At 68.6% G+C, this 26,787-nt stretch carries 25 protein-coding genes and 3 pseudogenes; 11 read left to right on the top strand and 17 right to left on the bottom strand.

The window, feature by feature from the left end; translation table 11 throughout:
* Positions 1-162: 162 nt before the first annotated feature.
* Together ACUZ2Y_RS28160 and ACUZ2Y_RS28155 are read left to right on the top strand one after the other, a co-directional pair.
* Positions 163-432, top strand: a complete 270-nt coding sequence (locus ACUZ2Y_RS28160) for a GlsB/YeaQ/YmgE family stress response membrane protein (protein WP_476324527.1) — start codon at positions 163-165, stop codon at positions 430-432.
* A 290-nt stretch (positions 433-722) separates the two neighbouring features.
* A complete protein-coding gene (locus tag ACUZ2Y_RS28155) occupies positions 723-998 on the top strand; it encodes a DUF2631 domain-containing protein (protein WP_476324525.1) in 276 nt (91 codons plus the stop codon).
* Between the two features lie 52 nt (positions 999-1,050).
* Here ACUZ2Y_RS28155 and ACUZ2Y_RS28150 read toward each other — a convergent pair whose 3' ends face one another.
* The 10 genes and pseudogenes from ACUZ2Y_RS28150 to ACUZ2Y_RS28105 form a co-directional block, all read right to left on the bottom strand.
* On the bottom strand, positions 1,051-1,212 hold the full coding sequence (locus ACUZ2Y_RS28150) for a hypothetical protein (RefSeq protein ID WP_476324523.1): 162 nt from the start codon (positions 1,210-1,212) through the stop codon (positions 1,051-1,053).
* Between the two features lie 255 nt (positions 1,213-1,467).
* Complete coding sequence (locus tag ACUZ2Y_RS28145; RefSeq protein WP_476324521.1) at positions 1,468-1,812, bottom strand: type II toxin-antitoxin system PemK/MazF family toxin; 345 nt, start codon at positions 1,810-1,812, stop codon at positions 1,468-1,470.
* Positions 1,806-2,054 (bottom strand): CopG family transcriptional regulator, encoded by a 249-nt coding sequence (locus ACUZ2Y_RS28140; protein WP_476324519.1) that lies wholly within the window; start codon positions 2,052-2,054, stop codon positions 1,806-1,808. Before ACUZ2Y_RS28140 ends, ACUZ2Y_RS28145 begins: the two co-directional genes overlap by 7 nt.
* A gap of 35 nt (positions 2,055-2,089) precedes the next feature.
* Positions 2,090-2,662 (bottom strand): annotated as a pseudogene (locus ACUZ2Y_RS28135) (radical SAM protein); the annotation flags it as partial.
* 13 nt (positions 2,663-2,675) lie between these two features.
* Positions 2,676-3,110, bottom strand: a complete 435-nt coding sequence (locus ACUZ2Y_RS28130; protein WP_476324517.1) for a PIN domain-containing protein — start codon at positions 3,108-3,110, stop codon at positions 2,676-2,678.
* Entirely contained in the window at positions 3,107-3,352 is a 246-nt protein-coding gene (locus ACUZ2Y_RS28125) for a FitA-like ribbon-helix-helix domain-containing protein (protein ID WP_476324515.1), read from the bottom strand. The genes ACUZ2Y_RS28130 and ACUZ2Y_RS28125 overlap by 4 nt, the downstream gene beginning before the upstream one ends.
* 67 nt (positions 3,353-3,419) lie before the next feature.
* Positions 3,420-3,944: pseudogene (locus ACUZ2Y_RS28120) on the bottom strand (dual-specificity RNA methyltransferase RlmN); the annotation flags it as partial.
* A gap of 77 nt (positions 3,945-4,021) precedes the next feature.
* Complete coding sequence (locus ACUZ2Y_RS28115) at positions 4,022-4,354, bottom strand: HepT-like ribonuclease domain-containing protein (protein ID WP_476324513.1); 333 nt, start codon at positions 4,352-4,354, stop codon at positions 4,022-4,024.
* Complete coding sequence (locus tag ACUZ2Y_RS28110) at positions 4,351-4,860, bottom strand: helix-turn-helix domain-containing protein (RefSeq protein ID WP_476324511.1); 510 nt, start codon at positions 4,858-4,860, stop codon at positions 4,351-4,353. The genes ACUZ2Y_RS28115 and ACUZ2Y_RS28110 overlap by 4 nt, the downstream gene beginning before the upstream one ends.
* A 150-nt stretch (positions 4,861-5,010) precedes the next feature.
* Positions 5,011-5,583, bottom strand: a pseudogene (locus tag ACUZ2Y_RS28105) (radical SAM protein); the annotation flags it as partial.
* 128 nt (positions 5,584-5,711) lie between these two features.
* Between ACUZ2Y_RS28105 and ACUZ2Y_RS28100 the strand changes: the two are divergent.
* Complete coding sequence (locus ACUZ2Y_RS28100) at positions 5,712-5,933, top strand: nucleotidyl transferase AbiEii/AbiGii toxin family protein (RefSeq protein ID WP_476324509.1); 222 nt, start codon at positions 5,712-5,714, stop codon at positions 5,931-5,933.
* Between the two features lie 19 nt (positions 5,934-5,952).
* On the opposite strand, the gene rlmN is transcribed toward ACUZ2Y_RS28100, so the two are convergent.
* From rlmN to ACUZ2Y_RS28070, 6 genes are all read right to left on the bottom strand, one after another.
* Complete coding sequence (rlmN, locus tag ACUZ2Y_RS28095; RefSeq protein ID WP_476324507.1) at positions 5,953-7,059, bottom strand: dual-specificity RNA methyltransferase RlmN; 1,107 nt, start codon at positions 7,057-7,059, stop codon at positions 5,953-5,955.
* Between the two features lie 127 nt (positions 7,060-7,186).
* Entirely contained in the window at positions 7,187-9,733 is a 2,547-nt protein-coding gene (locus tag ACUZ2Y_RS28090) for a phosphocholine-specific phospholipase C (RefSeq protein WP_476324505.1), read from the bottom strand.
* A 32-nt stretch (positions 9,734-9,765) separates the two neighbouring features.
* Positions 9,766-10,632 carry a carbohydrate ABC transporter permease gene (locus tag ACUZ2Y_RS28085; protein WP_476324503.1) on the bottom strand — a complete coding sequence of 289 codons (867 nt, stop codon included), beginning with the start codon at positions 10,630-10,632 and terminating at the stop codon, positions 9,766-9,768.
* Positions 10,632-11,585, bottom strand: a complete 954-nt coding sequence (locus ACUZ2Y_RS28080; protein ID WP_476324501.1) for a carbohydrate ABC transporter permease — start codon at positions 11,583-11,585, stop codon at positions 10,632-10,634. Before ACUZ2Y_RS28080 ends, ACUZ2Y_RS28085 begins: the two co-directional genes overlap by 1 nt.
* Positions 11,586-11,685: 100 nt before the next feature.
* Entirely contained in the window at positions 11,686-13,002 is a 1,317-nt protein-coding gene (locus ACUZ2Y_RS28075) for an ABC transporter substrate-binding protein (protein WP_476324499.1), read from the bottom strand.
* Positions 13,003-13,204: 202 nt separating this feature from the next.
* Positions 13,205-13,990, bottom strand: a complete 786-nt coding sequence (locus tag ACUZ2Y_RS28070; protein ID WP_476324497.1) for a DeoR/GlpR family DNA-binding transcription regulator — start codon at positions 13,988-13,990, stop codon at positions 13,205-13,207.
* 197 nt (positions 13,991-14,187) lie between these two features.
* On the opposite strand from ACUZ2Y_RS28070, the gene ACUZ2Y_RS28065 reads away from it, so the two are divergent.
* Genes ACUZ2Y_RS28065 through ACUZ2Y_RS28045 form a run of 5 tightly spaced genes read left to right on the top strand, consistent with a single transcriptional unit; the run spans position 14,188 to position 18,865 of the window.
* Positions 14,188-15,078 carry an SIS domain-containing protein gene (locus ACUZ2Y_RS28065; protein ID WP_476332110.1) on the top strand — a complete coding sequence of 297 codons (891 nt, stop codon included), beginning with the start codon at positions 14,188-14,190 and terminating at the stop codon, positions 15,076-15,078.
* A 26-nt stretch (positions 15,079-15,104) separates the two neighbouring features.
* Positions 15,105-16,010 carry an ROK family protein gene (locus tag ACUZ2Y_RS28060; RefSeq protein WP_476324495.1) on the top strand — a complete coding sequence of 302 codons (906 nt, stop codon included), beginning with the start codon at positions 15,105-15,107 and terminating at the stop codon, positions 16,008-16,010.
* Complete coding sequence (gene nagA / locus ACUZ2Y_RS28055) at positions 16,007-17,125, top strand: N-acetylglucosamine-6-phosphate deacetylase (protein WP_476324493.1); 1,119 nt, start codon at positions 16,007-16,009, stop codon at positions 17,123-17,125. The genes ACUZ2Y_RS28060 and nagA overlap by 4 nt, the downstream gene beginning before the upstream one ends.
* Positions 17,122-18,048, top strand: a complete 927-nt coding sequence (locus ACUZ2Y_RS28050) for a 1-phosphofructokinase family hexose kinase (RefSeq protein ID WP_476324491.1) — start codon at positions 17,122-17,124, stop codon at positions 18,046-18,048. The genes nagA and ACUZ2Y_RS28050 overlap by 4 nt, the downstream gene beginning before the upstream one ends.
* A complete protein-coding gene (locus ACUZ2Y_RS28045; protein WP_476324489.1) occupies positions 18,029-18,865 on the top strand; it encodes a class II fructose-bisphosphate aldolase in 837 nt (278 codons plus the stop codon). Before ACUZ2Y_RS28050 ends, ACUZ2Y_RS28045 begins: the two co-directional genes overlap by 20 nt.
* A 52-nt stretch (positions 18,866-18,917) precedes the next feature.
* Here the strand turns inward: ACUZ2Y_RS28045 and ACUZ2Y_RS28040 are convergent, their stop codons facing one another.
* Positions 18,918-20,006: an ABC transporter ATP-binding protein gene (locus ACUZ2Y_RS28040; protein ID WP_476324487.1), complete on the bottom strand. Its 1,089-nt coding sequence runs from the start codon at positions 20,004-20,006 to the stop codon at positions 18,918-18,920.
* A 127-nt stretch (positions 20,007-20,133) separates the two neighbouring features.
* Here ACUZ2Y_RS28040 and ACUZ2Y_RS28035 point away from each other — a divergent pair, with 127 nt between their 5' ends.
* The 3 genes from ACUZ2Y_RS28035 (at position 20,134) to ACUZ2Y_RS28025 (ending at position 26,773) form a co-directional block, all read left to right on the top strand.
* Positions 20,134-21,021 (top strand): SIS domain-containing protein, encoded by an 888-nt coding sequence (locus ACUZ2Y_RS28035; RefSeq protein WP_476324485.1) that lies wholly within the window; start codon positions 20,134-20,136, stop codon positions 21,019-21,021.
* 15 nt (positions 21,022-21,036) lie between these two features.
* The gene (locus tag ACUZ2Y_RS28030) at positions 21,037-22,785 is read left to right on the top strand and encodes a glycoside hydrolase family 35 protein (RefSeq protein WP_476324483.1); all 1,749 of its coding nucleotides are present in this window, start codon (positions 21,037-21,039) and stop codon (positions 22,783-22,785) included.
* Positions 22,786-22,969: 184 nt separating this feature from the next.
* Complete coding sequence (locus ACUZ2Y_RS28025; RefSeq protein WP_476324481.1) at positions 22,970-26,773, top strand: endo-alpha-N-acetylgalactosaminidase family protein; 3,804 nt, start codon at positions 22,970-22,972, stop codon at positions 26,771-26,773.
* Positions 26,774-26,787: the final 14 nt, after the last annotated feature.

Genomic DNA, 26,787 nt, shown 5'->3' with positions numbered 1-26,787 from the left:
GTAGCTGTCCGTGACGCGGGTCTCGCCGGTTCCCCCTGCCGTCGGACGCAAAATTAGCCCGTTCAGCGCAATCTGATCTCCGGGACGAATACCCGGGAGTTTCTGCGGGCACTCATCCGGCAGGACCCCGCAGGACGCGGGGCCCAAGCGAAGGAGTACCCGATGGGCATTCTCGGCTGGATCGTTCTCGGACTGGTCGCCGGTCTCATCGCCAAGGCCATCATGCCTGGTAACGACCCTGGTGGCGCCATCGTCACCATCCTGATCGGCATCGTCGGCGCCATTCTCGGCGGCTTCATCGGCAATGCCATCTTCGGCGGCGGCTTGGCCACATTCTTCAACCTGCGAACGTGGTTGCTGGCCATCCTGGGCTCGCTGATCCTCCTCGGCGTGTACCGACTCGTCACGGGGCGTGGTCGAGCGCGGGTGTGACCTGTCACGGGGCAGGCGGATGCCGCTAGCGTTTCGGTGGCGGTGAAAACCAAGCCGCCTGCCCCGTGACTTGGGTCGGTTGTATCGAGATCTGCTGCGCCGCCGGTTCGGGTGTCCCGTCCGGCGGCAACGGCGGGCTGCGAAGTGGTGTGCTCACCAGAGCACGCTCGCTGCGCAACGGTGTAGCGACTCCGATCACAGTGCGGGCGCCGTGGTGACCACGGCGCCCGCACTGTGTCCCGGGTATGGAAATATGACCCCCGCACGGACCGATCACCCTGGAGGAACACGTGGCGCGCACGGAGCTGGAGAAGCGGAAGGCCACCCCTGCCGCCGCGTTCAGGGTCAGCCCGCATGAGGAGCCCTCGGCCGAGTGGGGCTGGCACGGTTCGTTCCCGCGCGGGACGACGATCGCCGGTGTGTTCGTCGGCTTGGCGATGTTCGGGATGCTCATCGGCAACCACAGCGGCTGGACCGAGAACCTGTGGCTCATCGGCACCGGCGTGTTCCTGCTGGGCGGCGTGGGCTGGCTCGCCCACAAGCGCCGCACTTCCTGGCGCGGATAGGCCCGCGTCTCACCGACGCCGCGCGCACGCGTCGTCGGTTATTCGACCGTCGCTACGCGACGGTCCTCTCGGGTCGCGGCAGCTTCGCTATCAGATGTTTGATCGCGCGCTGCAGATCGGCCTCGTCGTGCCCGAAGTCGGTCAGGTACGAACGCAGCGCGGCCAGCATCAGCTTGAGCTCGTCGTCCTCGACTTCGATGACCTTCGTCGCCATGCCTCCACGGTAGACCCGCAGGTCACAGCCGCGCGACCGCCGATTCAGTCCTTCGGGTAACGAGTCGCCCAACGGTCGTCCACCGCCATCGCACGGCCCCGAACCGAAGGTGTTCGAACTGACGTCGAGGCGTTCGCGTTGGGTCCGCTCTGGACCACGGCCAGGTGCCGGGTCGCAGATGCGGTGGACCGCCTCGACCACGCGCTTGTAGTTCGCCAGCGGTTCGCCGCTCCCAACGGACTTACAACACCGCCATCACAGTCCGAGCACTCGACGCAGGCCCGAGTTCACGTCACGCATCAGGGCCATGGAGACATCGCCCACCTGCTGAGCGAGGTCGTCCTTGTTCAAAGTGACGACGGCGGTAACGTTCACCACCGAGTCCCGAGGCAACCCAGTCGCCGATGCCGGCAGGAAAACGTTTCCTGGCGCGGTGGCCAACTTGGTATTGGAGGTCAGAACGACGACCAGCACGGTCGCCAACCGGCTTGCGTTGTATGGGTCGGCCTGCACAACGAGCACTGGGCGGCGCTTGGCCGGCCGTGAACCGTCAGGTTCGCCGAGGTCAGCCCAGTGAATACTGCCTCGCTCGATCACCACTCGTCGTCCGCCGCCGCCAGCCGTCGCTGACCTGCGGAGACCGCTGCCGCCGAGGAATCGTCATCTCCATCGATCAGATCGAGGGCGGAATTGATCTCGTTGGTCAGCGACTGCTGTTCCAGGTGTTCCAAATAGAACCGCGCCGCACGCGCATAGAACTCGGAGCGCGTGACACCCAAACACTTCGCCCCGCGTTCCACCTGGGCGAACGTCTCATCGGGCACCGAAATCGCCGTCTTCATAAACGGAGTATAACTCGGTATTACCAGCTTGTCGATCAGCCTTCGGCGGCGAGTTGACCGCAGGCCGCGGCGATCTCCTGACCGCGGGTGTCGCGCACGGTGCACGCGACTCCGCCCGCGTTGACCCGACGGACGAACTCACGCTCCACCGGCTTCGGGGCCGCGTCCCACTTCGACCCCGGCGTCGGGTTCAAGGGGATCACGTTCACGTGGACCAACTGGCCCAGGTGCTTGCGCAAGCGCTTCGCCAGGAGATCGGCCCGCCAAGGCTGGTCGTTGATGTCCTTGATCAACGCGTACTCGATCGACACTCGACGACCTGAGACGTCGGCGTAGTAGCGGGCCGCCTCCAACACCTCATCGACCGACCAACGGTTGTTCACCGGCACCAGCGTGTCACGCAGCTCGTCGTCCGGGGTGTGCAGCGACACCGCAAGGCGCACCTGCATCTTCTCGTCCGCCAACTTCCGGATCGCGGGAGCCAGACCCACCGTCGACACCGTCACCGACCGGTGCGAGATACCCAGGCCCTCAGGTGCCGGGTCGCAGATGCGGTGGACCGCCTCCACCACCCGCTTGTAGTTCGCCAGAGGTTCGCCCATGGCGACACACTTACAACGATCACGGGGACTGAGACTTGATGTCCCACGGATTCAGCACGCGGACTCCGGTGTCGATGAAGTCCTTGGTGTTGCGGGTGGCCAGGTGTGCATTGTGGTGCCGACAGATCGCGGCGATCTGCGCGTCAGCCATGCTGATCGGCCTGCCACCGCGCTCGCGGGTCGCGGAGATCTGCGCATAGTGCGCCGCCGCCGCGATGCCGAAGGGCAGGACCTGGCCCTGGAAGTCCTCGGCCAGAAGTTCGGCGACCTTGACCATGAGCAAACTCTTACGACGGCCATCGGGCAGCCGCTCGACCCCGTACAGCAATTCAGCCGCCGTCACCGCCGTGACGAAAACGTCGCCAGCCGGGTACTGATCAACCCACTCGACCACTCGTTCATCCGGCTCGTTCCGCATCAACTCGGAGACGACATTGGTATCGAGAACGATCACTCAGGAAGCTCCGCCGCTCGCGCGAGTTCAGTCCGCGGCGGCGGCTCGATCGACACATCATCAACGTCGGCGAACCGCTGCCGGATCCGAGTCGCCATGCCCGACCCTGACGTTCGTCTGGTCAGCACCGAACTGAGAATCGCACGAACTTCAGCTTCCATCGAGCGACCGTGTTCGGCGGCCCGAATCCGTAGTGCAGCCTTCAAATCATCATCGAAATCGCGGATCGTCAACGTCGCCACTGCCCACCTCCAAATGCTGGCACTGCTGTCAATGCTAGCACTGCTGGGCTCGCTCGAACTCCGCCAGTCAGCCTTCCGCGGCGAGCTGACCGCAGGCCCCGGCGATTTCCTGGCCGCGGGTGTCACGGACCGTGCACGCCACACCCTGTTCGTTGACCCTGCGGACGAACTCACGCTCAACCGGCTTCGGGCTGGCGTCCCATTTACTGCCCGGGGTGGGGTTCAGCGGGATCACATTGACGTGCACAAGCTGACCCAGGTGCTTCCGCAGCAGCTTGCCGAGCAAGTCCGCACGCCAGGGCTGGTCGTTGATGTCTCGGATCAGGGCGTACTCGATGGACACCCGGCGGCCGGCGCGGTCGGCGTAGCCCTTGGCCGCGTCGAGGACCTCGGCCACCTTACAGCGCTCGTTGACCGGGAGCCTGACCTGCAGATTCTCATCGGTGAGCTTGCGGATCGCGGGCACCAGTCCGACCGTGGACACCGTGACGTGCCGCTGGGATATGCCCAGACCTTCGGGTGCCGGATCACAAATCCGATGCACCGCGTCCACCACACGGCGAAAGTTCGCCAGAGGTTCACCCATGGCAACGCACTTACAACACTCGCCAGCCATTACTACGACTCAGCGCGTCTACGTCGATCCCCGGGTCGTCGGACCCTGCGGGTTCACATCGTGGTGAGTAGCGGTTGGTCGATGGTGCGCCGGACAACGTCGGTGAGAACTCGAAAGTATTCATGGGACAGGAAGTTGCGCATATCCACTACATCACGCCACGGAACCTCAGGCTCCGCCCTGGTGATCTCGGCGGGCAGAGCGTTGACCGCTTCACCGATGACGACCAGGTTGTACAGGATCGCGTCAAGCGCGACCCGAGTCGCATCCGCGTCACCGATGGCCTCGGCGCGAACGAGACTCGCCTCGGCGCGCTTGGTTCGTTCGATCGCATCGAGAATGTCTTTCAGTCGCTCGCGAACCGCCCTACCTGCCCTGGGACTCACAGGGGCACCGCCTCAGCCAAGGCACGCTCGGCCACCTCCGGCCTCAGCAGATCGACTGTGGCTATGTCGACCCGCTCGTCGAGCAGATCCGACAACTCGCGGCGCAACCGGATCAGCGCCAGAGCGCCGTTGGTGTGCACATCGAAGTCGACGAGCAGATCAATATCGCTGGCAGGTTGATCTTCGCCACGGGCGACCGACCCGAACACGCGCACGTTGGTCGCCCCCACTTTGCGTGTCGCTCTCATGATGAGCGGCCGGGCAGCACGCAGGGACCTCATCCGGTCTCCGTCCAGGTTCGCCACCGCACCCGCGGACGTGGTGGATATCCGCAGTCGACGCCCCGCAGCATGGACCAGCCGCTCGAGAGTCCGCACCGATGGCGAGGACACGCCGGACTCGTAACGAGCAACCGCAGGCTGCGAGGTACCGGCCCGGCGAGCAAGCTCAGCCTGCGTCAAACCCGCCGCTTCGCGCGCCTGACGCACCAATGTCGCCGTATCCATACGAGCCACCATACCGGTACCGGTATGGTGGCACAACGCGATCCAAGCAGGAACCTGGCTACCGTGACCGACATTTGTGCGTTCTGACCGCTTGGGCAACAACAGGACGTGGCCCAGCGACTTGGCTTCCGCGCGCCCTCGGCGTGACTCCTAACCTTCGGCGGCGAGCTGCCCGCAGGCGGCGGCGATCTCCTGCCCTCGCGTGTCCCGCACAGTGCACGCGACGCCCTGCTCGTTGACTCGACGGACGAACTCGCGTTCCACCGGCTTGGGGCTGGCATCCCACTTGCTGCCGAGAGTCGGATTCAGCGGGATCACGTTGACGTGCACGAGCTGCCCGAGGTGCTTACGCAAGATCTTGCCCAGAAGGTCCGCGCGCCAGGGCTGGTCGTTGATGTCTCGGATCAGGGCGTACTCGATGGACACCCGGCGGCCGGCGCGCTCGGCGTAGCCCTTGGCCGCGTCAAGGACCTCAGCCACCTTCCAGCGCTCGTCGACCGGAACCAGGGTGTCACGCAGCTCATCGTCCGGCGTGTGCAGCGACACCGCGAGCCTGACCTGCAGATTCTCATCGGTGAGCTTGCGGATCGCGGGCACCAGTCCGACCGTGGACACCGTGACGTGCCGCTGGGATATGCCCAGACCTTCGGGTGCCGGATCACAAATCCGATGCACCGCGTCCACCACACGGCGAAAGTTCGCCAGAGGTTCACCCATGCCCACCGTTTACAACGCCAGCAGTGCCTCCGATGACAGCGTTCCTTACATTCTGTATGTAAGAAACGCTGCTCTATGTTGAGAACACCGATGTTCCCACCGGGGAACTTGTCGAGCGCTACTACCATCGCCGGTTGCTGGCCCGCGTGTTTCACGCCGACCACGAGGGCTGGGTTCTCAAAGGCGGCCAAGCACTGCTGGTGCGCTGGCCACAGGCGAGGTACTCGACCGATGTCGACCTGCTCAGGACTGGCGACGTGACAGTCGATAGCGCCGTCAACGCGTTCATCACACCGCTGCTCCAAGAACAGGCGCCCACCGGAACATGGAGGTTCGACCGTCTCAGGTGGGAGTGACGTGCTAACGCAGCGTCGATCAGCCTTCGGCGGCGAGTTGACCGCAGGCGGCGGCGATCTCCTGACCGCGGGTGTCGCGCACGGTGCACGCGACTCCGCCCGCGTTGACCCGACGGACGAACTCGCGTTCCACCGGCTTCGGGGCCGCGTCCCACTTCGACCCCGGCGTCGGGTTCAAGGGGATCACGTTCACGTGGACCAACTGGCCCAGGTGCTTGCGCAAGCGCTTCGCCAGGAGATCGGCCCGCCAAGGCTGGTCGTTGATGTCCTTGATCAACGCGTACTCGATCGACACTCGACGACCTGAGACGTCGGCGTAGTAGCGGGCCGCCTCCAGCACCTCATCGACCGACCAACGGTTGTTCACCGGCACCAGCGTGTCACGCAGCTCGTCGTCCGGGGTGTGCAGCGACACCGCAAGGCGCACCTGCATCTTCTCGTCCGCCAACTTGCGGATCGCGGGAGCCAGACCCACCGTCGACACCGTCACCGACCGGTGCGAGATACCCAGGCCCTCAGGTGCCGGGTCGCAGATGCGGTGAACCGCCTCCACCACCCGCTTGTAGTTCGCCAGAGGTTCGCCCATGCCCATGAAGACGATGTTGGACAGCCGCCCGGGTCCGCCGGGCAGCTCACCGTCGCGCATGGCGGCGGCGCCCATGCGGACCTGGTCGACGATCTCCGCGGTCGACAGGTTGCGGGTCAGGCCCGCCTGGCCGGTGGCGCAGAACGGGCAGGCCATGCCGCAGCCCGCCTGGCTGGAGATGCACAGGGTGGCGCGGCCCGGGTAGCGCATGAGGACGCTCTCGATGAGCGTTCCGTCGTGGGCGCGCAGCAGGGTCTTGCGGGTGGTTCCCTCGTCGCAGGTGATCTTGCGGACGACGGTGAACAGGGTGGGCATCAGCTCCCCGACCAGCTTGTCGCGGCTGGTGGCGGGGATGTCGGTCATCGCATCCGGGTCGACGGTCAGCCTGCCGAAGTAGTGGTTCGCAAGCTGGGTCGCGCGGAACGGCCTCTCCCCCAGCTCGGCCACCGCGGTACGGCGCTCGTCGGGGCTGAGGTCGACCAGGTGCCTCGGCGGGAGACCGCGACGAGGTGCGTCGAAAATGAGCGGGAGGGAAGTCATAACTCATCCATTGTCTCATGCTGAACAGCCGGGCCGTCCCGCCACCGGATGCGACGGCCCGGGCGGCCCGGCGCCCCGACATTCCCCGGTGGGTGCGCCTGGGTGGCGCCCCCACCGAGGAGCATCATCACCAGCCCAGTGCGATCACCTCGGCCGCCGAGGTCCACGGGCCCCGGTTGCCTGCCTCACTGAGTGCCCGCAAGCGCACATAGCGGGCCGTGGTGGGCCAGCAGCGGACGGTCTTCGACGTGGCGTCGTCGGCGAATGTGCCCGCTGAGACCGCGCCGCCCCAGGTGGTGCCGTCGGTGCTCGCGTACACCTCGTACCGCCCGATCCGGCCGTTGGCGGCGCCGTCCTGGCGGGGTACGTAGGTCAGGCCGGTCAGCGTTCGAGCCGTGCCCAGGTCCAGGACGATCTCGTGTGGCAGCGGGTCGGCGCCGCCGCTCCACTTGGTGTGCCAGATCGTGGTGGACCTGCGGTCGACGGCGTTGGCGGCGGCGCCGTTCTCGCCGGCGGTCTCCTGGCTGGAGTACGACCGGACGACCGCCGAGAGCGGGCCCGAGCCCATCACCGGGTCGCTTGTGGTTTCCGCGCCGGTTTCCATGTGTCCCGCGAAGCGCCGGGTGAAGCCGTCGGTGGTGTCCGCGGTGGCGGTGAGGTCGTACCAGCCGTTCATGCCGTTGCCGGTGCTGAACCAGTCCTCGGCGGTCGCGCCGGGGTTGACGACGTAGGTCCACGGGCCGCCGCCGCGGTTGTTCGTGCGGACGGTGACCACGCACGCCTTGGCGCCCGCGTTGCTCATGGTGAGGTACACCCGGCCCTCAGTGGGCGAATAGCGCAGGGTCACCTCTGGGTTGGCGTTGCCCGTGCTGGTCGCGGTGACCCGGTTCCCGGCGAAGCGGCGGATGAAGCCGTTGGGGCCGTGGACGTTCAGGTCGTACGCGCCCGTCGGGGTGCCCGCCTGCCAGTAGTCCGTCAGCGTCTTGCCCGCCTCGACGGTGTAGCGCCACGGTCCGTCGGTGCGGAAAGCGTTTGCGTAGACGTAGAAGTGCGCGCCCGCCGTGCCGGTGTTGGCGAAGTCGATCCAGAACTTGTCCGCGGCGACCCGCCCGGACGCGGTCAGGACGTAGGGCAGCGGACGCGCCGGGCGGACGCCTGCCTCGTGGATCGGGAAGGTCTGGTCGGCGGGCGGTGTGGGCTGGGTGTGTGTTGGGCCGCTCGTCGGCACCGGGACGGGCAGCGGCGGATACGTGGTGATGGGCCTGGTGGTGTCCAAAGTGGATGTAAGGTCGCCGCACACGCCGCGGCGCCACGCCGGGATGTTGGGCTCCGCCACACCGGTCCACCGCTCAAGGAAGCGCACGACGGAGGTGTGGTCGAACACCTCGGAGCACACCTTCCCGCCGCGGCTCCACGGCGAGACCACGAACATCGGCACCCGGGCGCCCAATCCGATCGGCGCGCTGGAGACGATCTCGTCGGTGTTGGCCACCGTGGACTTGCCGTCGGCGTCGGTGACCGGTGGGGCGGGTGGCGGCATGTGGTCGAAGAAGCCGCCGTCCTCGTCGTATGTGAGCAGGAACAAGGTCTTGTTCCAGACCTCCGGCTTGGAGGCGATCGCGTCCAACGTGCGCTTGACCAGGTCGGCACCGGTGTTCGGACCCCAATGCGGGTGCTCGGTCTGCGGCTCCGGCGCGACGATCCAGGACACCGCGGGCAGCCTGCCGGTGTCCACATCGGACTTGAACGCGGTGACGAGTTGGTCGGGGCGTTCCCGGTGCAGGCCTCGGTCATACAGGCTGCGCTCGGCGGCGGTCAGCGTGTTCACCCCGGCGGCAAGGTCTGCGAGCAGCTTGTCCCGCGCGGTCCCGGCAGCGGACTGCACCGCGTAGTAGAAGTATTCAAGCTTGGTGTAGGCCTTGCCGTTGGGGTCCTTGGTGAGTGCCAGGGCTTTGCGCCCGATGGCCATCAGGCTGGTGAAGTAGTCCAGCGAGTTGTCACCGTAGTTGTCCCACTCCTGGTAGACCTTCCAGCTCTTGCCCGCCCCCTGCAACCGCTCGGCGTAGGTCATCCAGGTGTAGCCGGTGTGGCCCGGGTTCTGCCACGAGGCGTTGCCGATGGCCCGGGTCGTGCCGTCCGGCTCGAACCCGATCTTGCCGGTGAACAGGTACATCCGGTTGGGATTGGTCGGTCCCATCTCGGAGCAGTGGTAGGCGTCGCAGACGGTGAACGCGTCGGCGAGCTCGTGGTAGAACGGCAGTGCTGACCGGGCGTGATAGGTCATCGACCGAACGCCCTTGTTCGGCACCCACTGGTTGTGCTTGCCCTTGTTCCAGGCGTTGTGCCCGTCCGACCACCCGTGCGGCACGTCGGCCATGAACTGGTCGCTGACCGAGTACGGCAGCACGTGACCGGTGCCATTGGGCTGGTAGAACACGGACTTCCCGGTCGGCAGGGTGATCGCGGCCGGGTCGGCGAATCCGCGCACGCCCTTGAGCGTGCCCAGGTAGTGGTCGAATGACCGGTTCTCTTGCATGAAAACCACCACGTGCTCGATGACTTCGAGCCCGCCGGTGGGTGCTTCCGCGGCGAGCGCGACGCGCACGCTTTCCGGTAGCAACGCGAAAGCGGCCGCCGAACCGGCAGCCGCTTTCAGCATCGTACGTCGCTTCACTGTTCTCTCCTCGGCAGGGGACGGGGATTGCCTTACTTCACGGCGCCCGCGGTCAGGCCCGAGCGCCAGAAGCGCTGCAGCAGAACGAAAGCGATGATGAGCGGGATGACGGAGACCGCCGCGCCGGTGACAGTCAGCCCGTAGTTCGACGTCGTGCGCAGGCTGTCCCAGTACGTGAGGCCGACGGTGATCGGCCACAGCTCGTCGTCCTGCAGCATCACCATCGGCAGCAGCAGGTTGTTCCAGATCTCGACGAGTTGGAAGAGGAACACCGTGACCAGCGCCGGGGACATGACTCGGAGCGACACGGTGAAGAAGATCCTCGTGTCGCTCGCGCCATTGATGCGGCCTGCCTCGATCAGCTCGTCGGGCACCGAGGCCGCGGCGTAGACGCGGCACAGGTAGACCCCGAACGGGGAGACGATACTGGGCAGGAAGACGGCCCAGAAAGTGTTCACCATGTCCAATTTGGCGAACATGAGGTAAAGCGGAAGTGCCAGCATCACTTTGGGCACCAGCACCGCGGCGATGATCACGCCGAAGACCGCTTCCTTGCCGCGGAACTGGTATTTGGCGAGCACATACCCGGCCGCGGCGGAGATCAGCGTGCTCACGGCCGCGCCCACACCCGCGTACAGGATGGTGTTTCCGACCCAGGTGAGGAACACGCCGTCGTCGGCCTTGAACAGGGTCGTCAGGTTCGTCCAGAGCTGGATGTCGGCGAACCAGAAACCGTTGGTGGAGAACAGCTGCCCGGTGCTCTTGGTGGACGAGACCAGCAGCCACCACAGGGGCAGCAGGAAGTACACGCTCAGGACGAACAGGAACGCCGTGCCGAGGACCTGTCCCCTGGTGAACGTCCGGGCGCCCTTGCGCGCCGTCGTGGCCGGTGCCGCCATCAGACTGCCTTCCTGCGGGCGATGCGGAGGATCAAGAACGACACCAGGAACGTCCCCAGTGCGAGCACGACGGACACGGCCGCGGCGAAGTTGTAGTCGCTGTTCTCCAGACCGGCGGTCTGCGCGAGCATCAGCGGGGTGTACTTGGAGTCGATGGCGGGCGCGATGTGCTTGACGATGGCGGGCTCGTTGTAGAGCTGCAAGGTGCCGATCACCGACATGACCGCGGTGAGCGTGATCGCGGGACGTACCAGCGGGATCTTGATCCGCCAGGCGATCTGCCAGCCGCTGGCGCCGTCTAGGCGCGCGGCTTCGTAGATGTCCTCGGGCAGGGCCTGCAGCGCCGAGTAGATGATCAGCATGTTGTAGCCGGTCCACGACCAGGTCACGATGTTGGCCAGCGACCACAGCACAGTGCCGCTGCTGGTGAAGTCCATGGACAGACCCACCAGCGCGAACAGCTTCTGGTACGGGCTAGAGCCCGGTGAGTAGAGGAACGACCAGAGCAGCGCGGACACCACGACCGGCAGCGCGAACGGGATGAAGTAGGCGATCCGAAAGAAGCCGGGGAACTTGACCACAGTGGAATCGAGCAGCAGGGCCAACAACAGGGCCAGACCCAGCATCACCGGAACCTGGACGGCGCCGAAGAGCAGCACCCGGCCGATGGCGGTGAGGAACGCGTCGTCGGAGAAGACCCTGGCGAAGTTGTCCAGGCCGGCGAACTCGGTAGTGCTCGGGCCAAGGCCAAGGCCGGACCGCTTGACCGTGTAGAGGCTCTCCACCATCGCGTATCCGATGGGCGCCAGGTACATGGCGACGAACAGCAGGCCGAAGGGGACCAGGAAGCCCACGACGAACTTCCGGTGCGACACCGGCTTGCGCCGTTTCGCGCTTGCCGCCCTGGCAGGCGTCGGGGCGGCGGTGGCTTTCCGCGGGGCGACGGTGGGCACGGCGGACCTTCCTTGGGGCGTGTCCTGTGGATCATGGTGGGGCGGGATCCGCCCGGACGGCCCGTCCCCGCATCGGGCAGGCCGTCCGGGCGGCGCGGGATCACCCGCCCGCGACCGAGAGGCCCTTCTGCTTGATCGCGCCGACGGTCTTGTCCTGCACCGTCTTCAGCGCGTCAGGCAGGGTGCCCGTGCCGGTGACCGCCTTGCCCGCGGCGTCGCCGAAGTCGGTGCTGACCTGGGTCATCGTCGGGCCCCAGCGCCAGCCGGTGTCGGTGTTGTTCGCTGCTTCCTTGAAGGCGGCGCCGAGGTTCTGGCCGGCGAAGTACTCCGACGGGGCGTTCAGCTCGGGAAGGTCGAGCAGCGACTTGGCCGCCGGGTACAGGCCCGCCTTCTCGATCAGGATCTTGTAGGCGGCCGGGTCGGTGCTCATCCACACTGCGAAGTCCCACGCCTGCTTGGGGTCCTTGCAGCCCTTGAGCACCGCGGTGGACGAACCACCCGCGTTGCCCGCCTTCTTCTCGCCCGCGGTCCACTGCGGCATCGGGGCCACGCCCCACTTGCCCTTGCCGTCGGGGGCGTTGTCCTTGATCAGCGCGGACGCCCAGGAGGCGCCGACGTAGCTGGCGACCTTGCCGCTGTTGACGTCGGCGTTCCACTCCTTGTCGAAGCCGGGCTCCGGCTTGACCAGCTTCTCGGCCAGCAGCCGCTGCCAGTACTCGGCGACCTTGACGGTGTCGCCGCCCCCGACGTCGACCTTCCAGCTCTCGCCCTGGGTGCCGAACCACTCGGCGCCGTTCTGCCAGGCGTAGCCGGCGAAGGTGTAGAGGTCGGCGCTGTCGAACGAGGTGATGAAGTAGCTCGGGTCGGCGGCGTGGATCTTCTTGGCGGCCTGCTCGTACTCGTCCCAGGTGGTCGGGACCGCGACGCCGAACTTCTCGAAGACGTCCTTGCGGTAGTAGAGCACCATCGGGCCGGTGTCGACCGGGGCGGCGAAGACGGCCTTGCCCACCTGCACCTGGTTCCACGTCCAGTCGACGAACTTGCCGCCGTCGCCCGCGGCGTGCGTGCCGACGTCGGCCAGGGCGCCCTCGACGACGAAAGTCGGCAGGGTCTCCAGGCCGACCTGGGCCAGGCACGGCGCGGAGCCGCCCTTCACCGCGTTGAGCATCTGCTGGTAGCCGCCCTTGGCGCCGGACGGCGTCTTGTTGAACTTGACCTTCACGTCGGTGTGCGTGGAGTTGAAGAGGTCGGCGGCTTCCTGGTAGCCGGGCGCCCAGCCCCAGAACTCCACCGTGACGGGGCCGGAGGAGAGGGGGGCGTTGTCGGAGTCAGGCGATCCCGCGCACGCGGTGACGCCGAGGGCGACCGACGCGGCGGCGGCCAGTGCCGCGAACCGCTTGGACACATCTGGGAACACGGGGGACCTCCGGGGCGATCGGCGACGCTGGGCGCGTGAACTTGTTAGATATTGGAGGATTCTGAGCGTAATCGAACATCGAGTCAACAGTTTCGCGCAACATCCAGGTCACGGTCGCTTCACCGCGACACGAATACGCCCAGGACCTTGGATGTAGACCATTCCTCGGGTCCGGACAGGATTGCGCAATCCCCCGCAAGGGTCAGACCTGGTACACCGAGACGCCCGCCGAACGGAAGGCCGCGATCACATCCGAAGGCGCTCCTGAGTCCGTGACCAGCGCGTTTATCCCCGACAGCGGGCAGATCCGGGTGAACGCGTGCCTGCCGAGCTTCGAGCTGTCGGCGACCACCACGACCTTGCTCGCCCGCTGGACCATCAACGCGTTGATGCTGGCCTCACCCTCATGGTGGGCGTAGGCCCCACTGTCCGGGTCGAAGGCGTCGACGCCGAGGAACAGGATGTCCAGTCCGATGTCGCCGAGCACGCGGGTGGCGAGCGGCCCGGTCAGCTCGAAGGACTGCGGACGCGCCACTCCCCCGGTGACGACGAGCTTGATGTTCTGCCGGACCGCGAGTTCGTTGGCGATGTTGAGCGCGTTGGTCACCACGGTCAGGGTCCGGCCGTCGGTCGTCCGCGCGAGATCACCGCGGGTGGCGAGGGCGCGCGCGACCTCCGTGGTGGTCGTGCCGCCGTTGAGTCCGACCACGTCGCCCTGCCCGACCAGCGCGGCGGCACAAAGCGCGATCTTGGACTTCTCCGGCGCGCGCCTACCCGACTTGTAGCGCAGCGGCAGTTCGTAGCTCACGTTGTTGACCACGGCGCCACCCCGCGTCCGGGTGAGCAGCTGCTGCTCGGCGAGGTGGTCGAGGTCGCGCCGAATGGTCGCCGCGGAGACGGTCAGCCCGGCCGCCAGATCCTCGATCTCGACCCGGCCGCGCTGGCCTAGCAACTCGAGCATCGCGCTCAGCCGCTCATGCCGGTCCATGTCCACCTCCGTAGGTCGCGAGGGGTTCGCGATCCATCCTGTTCGGTATCGAGCGGACCCGCGCATGATTCCGCAGGAGCCCCACGGAGGCTAGGTTCTCATCACTGCACAAACATGCGCAAAACTGTTTGAAACGCGCATGTTTTGTGTAGGATCGAGCACGCACTCAACAGTCAATCAGAGGAGGTCACGTGGGACTGTCCGCTTCCGCCGAGGAAACCAGCAGCCAGCCGGAGTGCTGGATCCGTGCCGCGGACGCCGTCGCGGAGCACCAGGCGGTGCTGCCGCGCGAAGGCGAGCGGGTGGCCGTGACCGGATGTGGAACGTCCTGGTTCGTGGCGATGGCCTATGCCTCGCTGCGCGAGGGCGCGGGCCACGGCACCACCGACGCGTTCGCCGCCTCGGAGTTCCCGGTCGGCCGCACGGACTACGACCGGGTCATCGTGATCACCCGCTCGGGCACCACCACCGAGGTGCTGACCCTGCTGGAGACCCTGCGCGGCCGCACGAAGACGGTCGCGATCACCGCGACCGAGGGTTCCCCGGTCACGACGGTCGCCGACCACACGATCGAACTGCCGTTCATCGATGAGCGCTCGGTCGTGCAGACCCGGTCCGCGACGTCGGTGCTCGCGCTGCTGCGCGCCTCCCTCGGCGAGGACCTGACCAAGGCCGTCGCCGACGCGCGCGAAGCGCTCACCCGGCCGCTGGGCGACCTGCCCGCCGCCGACCAGGTCACCTTCCTCGGCCAGGGCTGGACCATCGGCCTGGCGCACGAGGCCGCGCTCAAGCTGCGTGAGGCCGCGCAGGTGTGGACCGAGTCGTACCCGGCCATGGAGTACCGGCATGGTCCGGTCAGCATCGCCGAGCCCGGCAGGCTGACGTGGGTGTTCGGCCCGGCCCCCGAAGGCCTGCCCGAGGACGTCGCGGCGACCGGCGCCACCTTCGTCACCGACGACCTCGACCCGATGGCGCAGCTGGTGCTCGCGCACCGGCTCGCGCTCGCCATCGCCGCGCGCAAGGGGCTCGACCCGGACAACCCGCGCAACCTCACCCGGTCGGTGATCCTCGCCGCCACAGGCCATTGACCGCCGATGCGGCTAGCGTCATCCCGGTGAGCCTGGTCGCCGCCGTCGACATCGGCGGCACAACCATCAAGGCGGCGCTGGTCGACAGCGACCTGCGGGTCCGCCACACCCTGCGCCGCCCGACCCCGTACGGCGCCGACGCCGTGCTCGACGCGGTCGCCAAGGTGCTCACGGAGCTGGATCAGCTGGCCGACGCCCCAATCGCGGCCGCGGGTGTGGTGTTTCCCGGACTGGTCGACGAGACGGAGCGAATCGCCCGGTTCTCGGTGAACCTGGGCTGGCGCGATTTGGACCTTTCCCAGCTCGCCGACCGCACCGGCAAGCCCACCGCCATCGGCCACGACGTGCGCGCGGGGGCGCTGGCCGAGTGGCGGCTCGGGGCCGCGAGGGGCTACCAGGACGTCGCCTTCGTGCCCGTCGGCACCGGCGTCTCCGCGGCGTTCATCGCCGACGGCCGGATGGTGGTCGCGGGCGGCTACGCCGGGGAGATCGGCCACCTGGTCGTCGAACCGGATGGCGAGCCGTGTCCCTGCGGGGGCCGCGGCTGCCTGGAGACGGTCGGGTCGGCGAGCGCGCTCGCCCGCCGCTACAGCGCCCTGACCGGCGAAGACGTGTCCACCGCGCTGGCGGTCCTCGACCGGATGCGCGCCGGGGACGTGGTCGCCGCGCGGGTCTGGAACCAAGGCATCGACGCTCTCGCCGACGCCTTGGCGACAGTGGTGACCGTGCTGGCGCCGGAAGTCGTCGTCATCGGCGGCGGCCTCTCCGGCGCGGGCCAGGACCTGTTCGACCCGCTGCGCGAGCGACTCGGCGCGCGGCTGACCTTCCAGCGCGTGCCCACGGTGGTCGCGGCCGCGCTCGGCGACCAGGCGGCCTGCCTCGGCGCCGCACTGCTCGCCCTGGACCACATCAAGACCCGGAGCGGTGAATGACGACCGAAGTGCTGAGCGGCGGGCGGATCCTCACCGCCACCGGTTGGCTGGACCGCGGGTGGATCGCGGTCCGGGAGGGGCGCGTGGAAGCGCTCGGCGACGGACCGCCGCCCCCGGGCGACACCATCGAACTCGGCGGCGACCCCGTGGTGCCGGGGTTCGTCGACTTGCACGTCCACGGCGGCGGCGGCGCGTCCTTCCAGGACCCGGCCCAAGCCACGGCCGCCCGCGACTTCCACCTCGGCCACGGCACGACCACGATCCTGGCCAGCCTGGTGACCGCGCCGATCGACGAACTGGTCGCCGCGACGGCCGGGCTGGTCCCGCTCGCGCGCGCCGGGGTGATCGCGGGAATCCACTTGGAAGGCCCGTTCCTGGCCTCCTCCCACTGCGGCGCCCACGATCCGACGCTGTTGCGCGATCCCGATCCCGACCTGATCGAGGCCCTCCTCGACGCGGGTGCGGGCACTGTCCGGGTGGTCACGATCGCCCCCGAGCGGCCCGGGGCGATCGCCGCGGTCGCGCTGCTCACCGCACGTGGTGTCGTGGCGGCGATCGGGCACACGGGCGCGGACCTCGCGCGGACCCGGACCGCGATCGACGCGGGCGCCCGGCTCGCCACGCACCTGTTCAACGGCATGCCCGCGATGGGCCACCGCGATCCCGGTCCCGTGCTCGCACTGCTCGACGACGACCGGGTGACCGTCGAGCTGATCAACGACGGCGTCCACCTGCACCCCGATCTGGTCGCGCATGTGCTGCGCACCAAGAAGTCCAGCGCGCTGATCACGGACGCGATCTCGGCGACCGGCATGGGCGACGGCGAGGTCCGGCTCTCCGGGCTCGACGTCCGGGTCGAGTCGGGCGTGGCCCGGCTGGCCAACGGAGGGTCCCTCGCGGGCAGCACCCTGACCATGGACGCCGCCGTGCGCAACGCGGTCGACTCCGGCATCCCGCTGGCCGACGCCGTGCGCGCCGCCAGCGCCACCCCGGCGGCGGTGCTCGGGCTCGACCGGGTCGGCACGCTCGCGCCCGGGATGGACGCGGACCTGGTGGTGCTCGACGCCCGACTGGCGGTGCGCCGAGTGCTGGCGAAGGGGAGGTGGGTCCGGTGATCGTCACCGTCACCCCGAACACCGCCCTCGACGTCACCTATGTGGTGCCCGCGCTGCTGCCCAACGGCAGCCACCGGGTGACGTCGGTCCACAGTCGGGCCGGCGGCAAGGGCATCAACGTCGCCCGAGTGCTTGCCCGCCAAGGGATCCCGGTGATCGCGACCGGGTTGGTGGGCGGCCCGACCGGCGGCCTGCTGGACCGCGACCTGGCCGCCGCACACGTCGAGTTCCACCCGTTCGAGGTCGCCGCGGAGTCTCGGCGCACCGTGACCGTGGTCGCGGACGGCGACGCCACCGTCTTCAACGAGCCGGGCGAGACGGTCACCGCCGCCGAGTGGGCCGGTTTCCGTGTCCACCTCGCCGGACTGCTCGCCGGCGCGCGACTGGTGGTGCTCTCGGGCAGCCTGCCGCCCGGATTGGGTTTCGACGCGTACGCCGACCTGGTCGGCATCGCCCACGAGCACGGCTGCCGCGCCATCCTCGACACCAGCGGCGACGCGCTGCTGGCGGGCATCGCCGCGGGCGCGGACGTGGTCAAACCGAACGCCGTCGAGTTGTTCGAGGCCACCGGTGAATCCGACCCGGTGGCGGCCGCCCGGGCGCTGCGGCGGGCGGGCGCGGGCGCGGTGGTGGCCTCGCTCGGCGCCGACGGGATGGTCGCGGTCACCGCCGACGGCTGCTGGCGGGCCCGACCCGGCAGGCGGATCAGCGGCAACCCGACCGGCGCCGGTGACGCGGGCGTCGCAGCGCTCGCCGCGGGCCTGGTGGCCGGAAACCCTTGGCCGGACTTGATTCGCGAGGCGGTGGCGTGGTCCGCGGCGGCGGTCGCCGCGCCCCTCGCGGGAGACATCGACGAGGGCACGCGCGACGAGCTGCGTGCCGGGGTGAACGTGGAGGAACTCGATGCCGCTAGTCGGAACTGACCAGATCGTGGGGCCCGCCCGGGCTGCGGGCCGCGGGGTGGGCGCGTTCAACGTGATCCACCTGGAGCACGCCGAGGCGCTGGTCGAAGGCGCGGCCGCGGCGGGCGCGCCGGTGATCCTGCAGATCAGCGAGAACTGCGTGCGCTACCACGGCGCGCTGGAGCCGATCGCCGTCGCGACCCTCGCGGTGGCGCGGTCGGCGGAGGTGCCGGTGGCCGTGCACCTCGACCACGCGGAGTCGGTGGACCTGGTCCACGAGGCGGTCCGGCTGGGCTTCTCGTCGGTCATGTACGACGGCTCCACTTTGGACTACGCGGAGAACGTGGCGCGCACCAAGGAGATTGCCGAACACTGCCACCGCAACGGTGTGTGGCTGGAGGCCGAACTGGGCGAGGTCGGCGGCAAGGACGGGGTGCACGCGCCCGGGGTCCGGACGAATCCGGGCGAGGCGGTCGAGTTCGTCGAGGCGACCGGGGTCGACGCGCTGGCGGTCGCCGTCGGGTCGTCGCACGCGATGCTGACCCGGGACGCGTCTCTGGACTTCGCCCTCATCGCGGCCCTGCGGGCGGCGGTGCCGGTGCCGCTGGTGCTGCACGGTTCGTCCGGTGTCGCCGACCCGGACCTGGCGCAGGCCGTGCGCTCGGGGATGACGAAGGTCAACATCGCGACCCAGCTGAGCAAGGTCTTCACCGAGGCCGTGCGTGCCTACCTGGCCGAGAACACGACCACTGTGGACAGTCGGAAGTACGTCGCCGCGGGCCGTGCCGCGGTGAGCAAAGAAGCGGCGCGACTGCTAGAGGTTCTCGCAGCACGCTGACCGCGCGGTCCCGGCGGGTGCGTCTTCCTCGACCGCACCCGCCGGGATCAGCTCACTCTCCGTCGAGCCGCAACCCGGTCGCGGCGTCGAACACGTGCAGCCGCTCGACATCGGGGACGAGAGTGATCCGCTCTCCACGCATCGCCCGGGACATGCCTTCGGTCCGCACCGCGATCGGCTCGTGGTCGGGGGCGCCATCCGGGCGGCAGTAGAGGAATCCGTCGCTGCCGAGCTCCTCCACGACCTCGATGGTCACCGCCATCCCCCGCGAACCCTCGGCGCCGACGCGCCAGTTCTCCGGACGCACGCCGACGACCACATCAGGGCCGGTCAGGTCGTTGAGCTGGGCACGGGTCAGCGGCACGCGCTGCCCGCCGAACACCGCGTCGCGACCGTCCACGGTGGCCGAGAGCAGGTTCATCGCGGGCGAGCCGATGAAGCCGGCGACGAACAGGTTGGCGGGCCGGGAGAACAGGGCGATCGGGGTATCGCACTGCTGCAGCTCCCCATCCTTGAGCACCGCGACCCGGTCGCCCATCGTCATCGCCTCGACCTGGTCGTGGGTGACGTAGAGGGTGGTGACGTCGAGGCGCCGCTGCAGTGTGGCGATCTGGGTGCGGGTCTGCACGCGCAGCTTGGCGTCGAGGTTCGACAGCGGCTCGTCCATCAGGAAGACCCGCGGCCTGCGCACGATCGCGCGGCCCATCGCGACCCGCTGGCGCTGGCCGCCGGAGAGCTTGGCGGGCTTGCGGTCCAGGTACTTCTCCAGGTCGAGCAGTTTGGCCGCCTCCAGCACCCGGCGTTCCCGCTCGGCCTTCTCCACCTTGGTGATGCGCAGGTGGAAGCCGATGTTCTCGGCCACGGTCATGTGCGGGTAGAGCGCGTAGCTCTGGAACACCATGGCGATGTCGCGGTCCTTGGGCGGCAGCGAGGTGACGTCGCGGTCGCCGATCCAGATCTCGCCGTCGTCGACCGGCTCCAGCCCGGCGAGCATCCGCAGGGTGGTCGACTTGCCGCAGCCGGACGGTCCGACGAGGACGAGCAGCTCCCCTTGTTCGATCTTCAGGTCGAGTTCCGCGAGGGCGGGGCGCTCCACGCCGGGATAGCGGCGCGTGACACCGCGGTACGAAACGCCGGCCATGAGGGCTCCAAAGGTGGGAGTGTGCAAGAACATGCGAAATTCTATGGAGTTCCATTCATAAGTCAACAGTCGCAAACAGCTTTGTGTACGCTGTCGCCAGTTCACCCGGTCCGGACGGAGGGTCGCCATGTCCTTCATCACCAGCGAGATCGCCAGCCAGCCCGAGTGCTGGGACCGGGCGGTCGACCTGGCCGCCGACCTGGCCCGCGTGCTGCCGCAGTCCGGGGAGCGCGTCGCCGTGGTCGGCTGCGGCACCTCACGGTTCATCGCGGAGTCCTACGCGGCCCTGCGCGAACAGCGCGGACACGGCCGGACCGACGCGTTCGCGGCGTCGGAGTTCCCGGAGGCCCGCACCTACGACACGGTCATCGCGCTGACCCGCTCGGGCGCCACCAGCGAGGTCGTCGACCTGCTGCGCGCCCTGCCGCCACGCACCCGGACGGTCGCGGTCACCGCCGACCCGGACTCGCCGGTGTCCCGCTTCGCCGACGACCTCGTGGCGCTCGACTTCGCCGACGAGCGCGCGCTCGTGCAGACCAGGTTCGCCACCACAACCCTCGCCCTGCTGCGCGCCGGTCTCGGCGAAGACCTCGGGCCCGCCATCGCTGACCTGCGCGAAGCGATCACCGTCGCGCTGCCTGAGGACATCGTGCACGCGAGCCAGTTCACCTTCCTCGGCCGCGGTTGGACCGTCGGACTCGCGCACGAGGCCGCGCTGAAGCTGCGTGAGGAGTCCGCGGCCTGGAGCGAGTCCTACCCGGCGATGGAATACCGACACGGCCCGATCAGCGTGACCGAACTCGGCCGCGTCGTCTGGATGATCGGCGAGTTGCCCGCCGGACTCGGCGACGAGATCACCGCCGCGGGCGGCACCCTGGTCACCTCGAACCTCGACCCGATGGCCGACCTGGTCCTCACCCAGCGGCTGGCCTCCGCGATCGCCGAAGTCCACGGGCTCGACCCGGACCAGCCCCGCAACCTGACCAGGTCGGTCATCCTCCCCCAGCCCGCCTGACCAGTTAGGACACCCATGAGCGACTCGCCCCGGTTCGTCGTCGGCAGCAAAGACTTCCTGCTCGACGACGAACCGATCCGACTGGTCTCCGGCGCCCTGCACTACTTCCGGGTGCACCCGGACCAGTGGGCCGACCGCCTCGCCGCCGCGCGGGCGATGGGGCTGAACACGGTCGAGACTTACCTGCCCTGGAACCTGCACGAACCTGAACCGGGCAGGCACGACTTCGCCGCCGGACTCGACGTCGAGCGGTTCGTCGCGCTGGCCGAGGAAGCCGGGCTCTTCGTGCTGCTGCGGCCTGGTCCCTACATCTGCGCGGAATGGGAACTCGGCGGCCTGCCCTGGTGGCTGCTGTGCGACCCGGACATGCGGCTGCGCAGCTCCTACCAGCCGTTCCTTGACGCGGTCGACGCGTGGTTCGACGTGCTGATCCCCAAGCTGCTGCCGATGCTGACCACGCGCGGCGGGCCCGCGCTGATGGTGCAGGTGGAGAACGAGTTCGGCTCCTACGGCGCTGACCCCGACTACCTCGCCCACCTGCGGGATGGCCTGCTGCGCCGCGGTGTCGACGTGCCGCTGTTCACCTCCGACGGCCCGGAGGAGCACATGCTGGCCAATGGCCTGGTCGACGGCGTGCTCGGCACGGTGAACTTCGGCTCGCGCGCGGCGGAGGCGTTCGAGGCGTTCCGGGGGCACCGGCCCGAGGGCCCGCTGATGTGCATGGAGTTCTGGTGCGGCTGGTTCGACCACTGGGGCGAGCGCCACCACGCGCGCGATCCGCTGGACGCGGCGGCGACCCTGGACGACATCCTGGGCGCGGGCGCGTCGGTGAACTTCTACATGTGGCACGGCGGCACCAACTTCGGCTACCTCAACGGCGCCAACCACGGTGCCGGGTTCGAGCCGACCATCACCTCCTACGACTACGACGCTCCGCTGAGTGAGTGGGGCACGCCGACGCCGAAGTTCGAGGCCTTCCGCGATGTGATCGCCAAGCACCTGGGCGAACCCCTCACCGAGGAACCGCCCGCCGTGCGCCTGGCCGGGTTCGGCGACGTGCGGCTGACCGAGACCGCCGCCGTGCTGCGCAACCTGGTGTCGGTGGGTCGGTTCGAAGCGCCGCCGACCGTCGAGGAGGCCGGGATCGGACACGGGTTCGCCGTCTACCGCGCGAGCCTGCCCGCGGGCGCGGCGACCCTGCGGATGCCGGTCGTACACGACCGCGCGCAGGTACTCGTGGACGGCGTGGAGATCGACGTACTGGAGCGCGACGGCGAGCGCGACACCGTGGCGCTGCCGGCGGGGGGCGCGCTGCTGGAGATCCTGCTGGAGAACCAGGGCCGGGTGAACTACGGCCCGCACCTGCACGACCGCAAGGGCCTGCTCGGCGGCGTGCTGGTCGACGGTGTCGCCCTGACCGGCTGGGAGGTCCTGCGCCTGGCCGACATCGACAAGATCCACTTTGGACAGCCAGGCGGCGGGCCGATGTACCGGCGCGGTGTGCTGCGGGTGGACGAGCCCGCGGACACCTTCGTCGACCTGCCCGGGTTCGCCAAGGGCGTGGTGTGGGTCAACGGCTTCAACCTGGGGCGCTACTGGGACCGCGGCCCGCAGACCCGGCTCTACGTGCCGAAGCCGGTGCTGGCCGCGGGAGCCAACGAGATCGTGATGCTGGACCTTCATCCCGGCGACAGCGACACCGTTCGCTTCGTGGCCGAGCCCGAACTGGGCAAGCCGGACGTCTTCCGAGGCTCCCTGGACTAATTGTTGCGCGAAGTTGGTCTTGATCGACCAAATTCGAGCACATTTTTGCACCGCACCTCTTGACGTAGGCAAAGTGAGTTAGAACACTAGCTGAACTAACTCTCCTACCCCTGCAGGAGTGCGCATGCGTGCCCAAGTCCCGTTAACGCTTGCCTTGATAGCCGGAACCTTGGCCATCCCAGTCGTGACCGCCGCAGCCGAGGGCGCGGCGGTCACCATCACCTCGCCCGCCCTGTCCGTCAGCGTCGACGACAGCTTCCCCCGCGTGATCAGCTACACCGACCTCGCGAGCAGCGCCGTACTGCACGGCAACGAGGACCCGCTCACCCAGATCCGGGTCAACGGCACCACCTACACCCCCACCGTCACCTCGACCGTCGCGACCGACCGCGTCGACTACAAGCTCTCGTTCTCCGGCGTCACCATCGACGCCCGGCTGTCGGTGAGCGGGTCCGTCGTGCAGTTCGCGGTGACCGGCATCAGCGACACCACCTCCCTGCGGGTGTCCACTCTGGCCATCCCGGGCCACAACTTGGTCTCCGTGCGCAGCAGCCAGACCGGCGCGTCGATCGCCACCGCGCGGATGAACACCGCGACCACCGGCACCGGCGACACGTTCACCGCCATCACCTCGACCACCGCGGCCGACACCGCGCCGACCGGGGCGATGTTCGCCGTGGCCAACACCGCGACGCTCGGTGCCGCGATTGTCTCAAACTCCTACTACGACAACCCTTCCGGCACCAACGCCAATGAGAGCGGGCGGCTGCAAAAGCAGGTCGTGGCGAAGACGGGCTACCGCCGGGCCGGGCTGTGGAGCGGCGACTGGCTCTACCGGCCGGCGGGCGCGGCACTGACCGACACCGAGCCGCTGCCCTACGCCAAGGTCGCGATCACTCGCGACCGCAACGGCGACGGCGTGGTCGACTGGCAGGACGCGGCCGTCGCCGCCCGCGACATCTGGACGGCGCCGCAGGGCTGGGAGCACACCGCGGACCGCGTGGTGCAGCGCATCCCGTTCAACTTCGGCTCGCAGGCGACGCACCCGTTCCCACAGACACTCGACGAGACCAAACGGGTCGCCCGCGCCACCGACGGGCTCGGGCAGTTCGTGCTGCTCAAGGGTTACGGTTCAGAAGGCCACGACTCAGCGCACATGGACTACGGCTACGTCGGCCCGAAGATGGGCGGCGCGGCGGAGCTGCGCGCGCTGACCGAGGCGGCCGACGGCCTCAACGCCGACATCGGCGTGCATGTCAACGCGCACGAGGAATATCCCGTGTCGCGCACGTTCAACCCCGCCAAGCACACCGGCGCCAACGGCTGGGACTGGCTCGACCAGTCCTACGTCGTCGACGCCCGCAAGGACGGCCAGTCCGGCGACCGGCCGGCCCGGCTCAACGAGCTCAAGGCGGCCGTGCCCGGACTGGACTTCCTCTACGTCGACGTCTGGTACGGCGACGGCTACGTCTCCCGCAAGCTGGCCCGCGACATCAACGGCCTGGGCTGGCAGATGGCGACCGAGTTCCCGGACAAGCTGGTCGACAACACCGTGTGGACGCACTGGTCGGCCGACGTGAACTACGGCGGCAGCGACTACAAGGGGATCAACTCCCAGCTCGCGCGGTTCATCGGCAACCACACCCGCGACGACTGGATCGTCCGGCACCCGCTGCTCGGCGGCGCCGAACTCGAGTCCTACGAAGGCTGGCAGGGCAAGAAGGACTTCAACGCCTTCCTGCGCACCACCTTCGGGGTGAACCTGCCGACGAAGTACCTGCAGAACGCACCGATCACCAAGTGGACCACCGACACGGTGACGCTGGCCAACGGCGTCAGCGTGACCAACGCCGGCGGCACCAAGGTCATCCGCGACAACGGCCGGGAAGTGCTGCGCGGCAACGCCTATCTCCTCCCCCGTGACAACAAGCTCTACCACTGGAACGGTTCCGGCGGCAGCACGACATGGACCCTGCCCGCGGGTTGGACCGCGCCGAAGCTCTACCAGCTCACCGACGCCGGGCGCGTGCTCGTCGGCGACCTGGCCGTCACCGGCGGGCAGGTCTCGCTGAACGCGGCCGCGAACACCGCCTACGTCGTCCACAACGGCGTGGCGCCGGTCCAAGGCGACGCGAACTGGGGCCAGGGCACGCCGGTGAAGGACCCGGGCTTCTACGCCGGGAACCTGTCGGCGTGGTCGGTCACCGGGACGGGCGCCTCGGTCAGCCGCAACGGGTCCGGCCAGAACGAGCTGACCGTCGGCGCGAACTCCACGCCGACGGTGTCCCAGCAGCTCACCGGGCTGACCGCGGGCACGTACTCGGCGTCGGTGTGGGTGTCGACTCCCGCGGGACGCAAGGCCACGCTGAGCGTGACTCCCACCGGCGGGACAGCCGCGTCGGTGTACGCCGACTGGTCCGGGGTCACCCAGGCCGCGGGCGGCAGCGAGAAGAACGGCACGACGATGCAGCGGATGAAGGTCCTCTTCGACGTCCCCGCCGGGCAGACCACCGCCACGCTGGCGCTCTCGACCGCGACCGGTTCGGGCACCGTGGTCTTCGACGACGTCCGCGTGGTCCGTTCCGGGCGCACGCCCGTGGGCGCTCACTATTTTGCCGAGGACTTCGAGAACGTCGACGCGGGCTGGGGCCCATTCGTGGTCGGCGGCGGTTCGCAGACCGACCCGCGCACCCATATCGCCCAGCGCAACGCGCCGTACACCCAGGCGGGCTGGAACGGGAAGCTGGTCGACGACGTGATCACCGGCGGCAACTCGCTGAAGTCGCACGAGGAACGGCAGCGGCTGATCTACCAGACGGTGCCGCAGACGCTGCGGTTCACCGAGGGGCGCCAGTACAAGGTGACCATGAACTACCAGGCCGGGTTCGGCAACGAGTACGCCTTCATCACCGGCTCGGGCGCCTCGGAGACCAGCTCCACGAACTTCGCCCAGGCGCGGACCACCACGGTGTTCAGCAAGACGTTCACCGCGGGCCCCAACGCCTGGATCGGTGTCCGCAAGCTGACACCGGAAGGGTCGAACAACGAAGCGGACCTGATCCTCGACGACCTGGTGGTCGACGACCTCGGCCCCGGCTCCGGCGGCGATGTGGTGCGGGTGCCGCAGTCCGGGATGTCGGTGACCTATGTGGACTCGCAGGAGACCACCGGCGAGAACGGCGCCGCGGCGAACGTGTTGGACGGCAACGCGAGCACCATCTGGCACACCAAGTGGTCGGGCGGTTCGGACCCGATGCCGCACGAGATCCGGGTGGACCTGGGCGCGACCTACAACGTGTCCACTGTGTACTACCTGCCGCGGCAGACCCAGAGCAACGGGCGGATCGCGAACTACGAGGTGTACACCTCGACCGACGGGGTGAACTGGGGCACGGCGGCGGCGACCGGCACGTTCCCGGACACCACGACGGAGCAGGCGGTCACCTTCACCGCCCGGCAGGCCCGGCACGTGCGGCTGCGCGCGCTGTCGGAGGTCGGCGGGAACCCGTGGACCGCGATGGCCGAGCTGAACGTCGGATACAAGGCGGCGTCGAGGATCCCGCAGTCGGGGATCACGGTCGAGTCGGTGTCCAGTGCGGACACCGCGACCAACGGCGGCGCCGCCAACGTGCTCGACGGCGTGGCGGACACGATGTGGCACACCGCGTGGTCGCAGGTCGACCCGGACGCGGCGTACCCGCACGAGATCGTGCTCGACCTCGGCCGCTCGTACTCGGTGTCGTGCCTGCACCACCTGCCCAGGCAGAGCGGGGTCAACGGCAAGGTCGCGGGCTACGAGGTCTACGTTTCCGCGGACGGCACGACGTGGGGCACGGCGGTGAAGACCGGGACGTTCGCCAACACGACGGCCGAGTCGGATGCCTGCTTCACGGCGAAATCGGGGCGGTACGTCAAGTTCCGCGCCACCTCGGAGCAGGCGGGCGGGCCTTGGGCGTCGGTCGCCGAGCTGAACGTCACCGGGGTGTAGGAAAGTAGTGGGAC

The organism is Actinokineospora sp. UV203, assembly GCF_056323665.1.
Note: the sequence above shows the minus strand (reverse complement) of the source record. Positions and strands in the feature narration are given on the sequence as shown.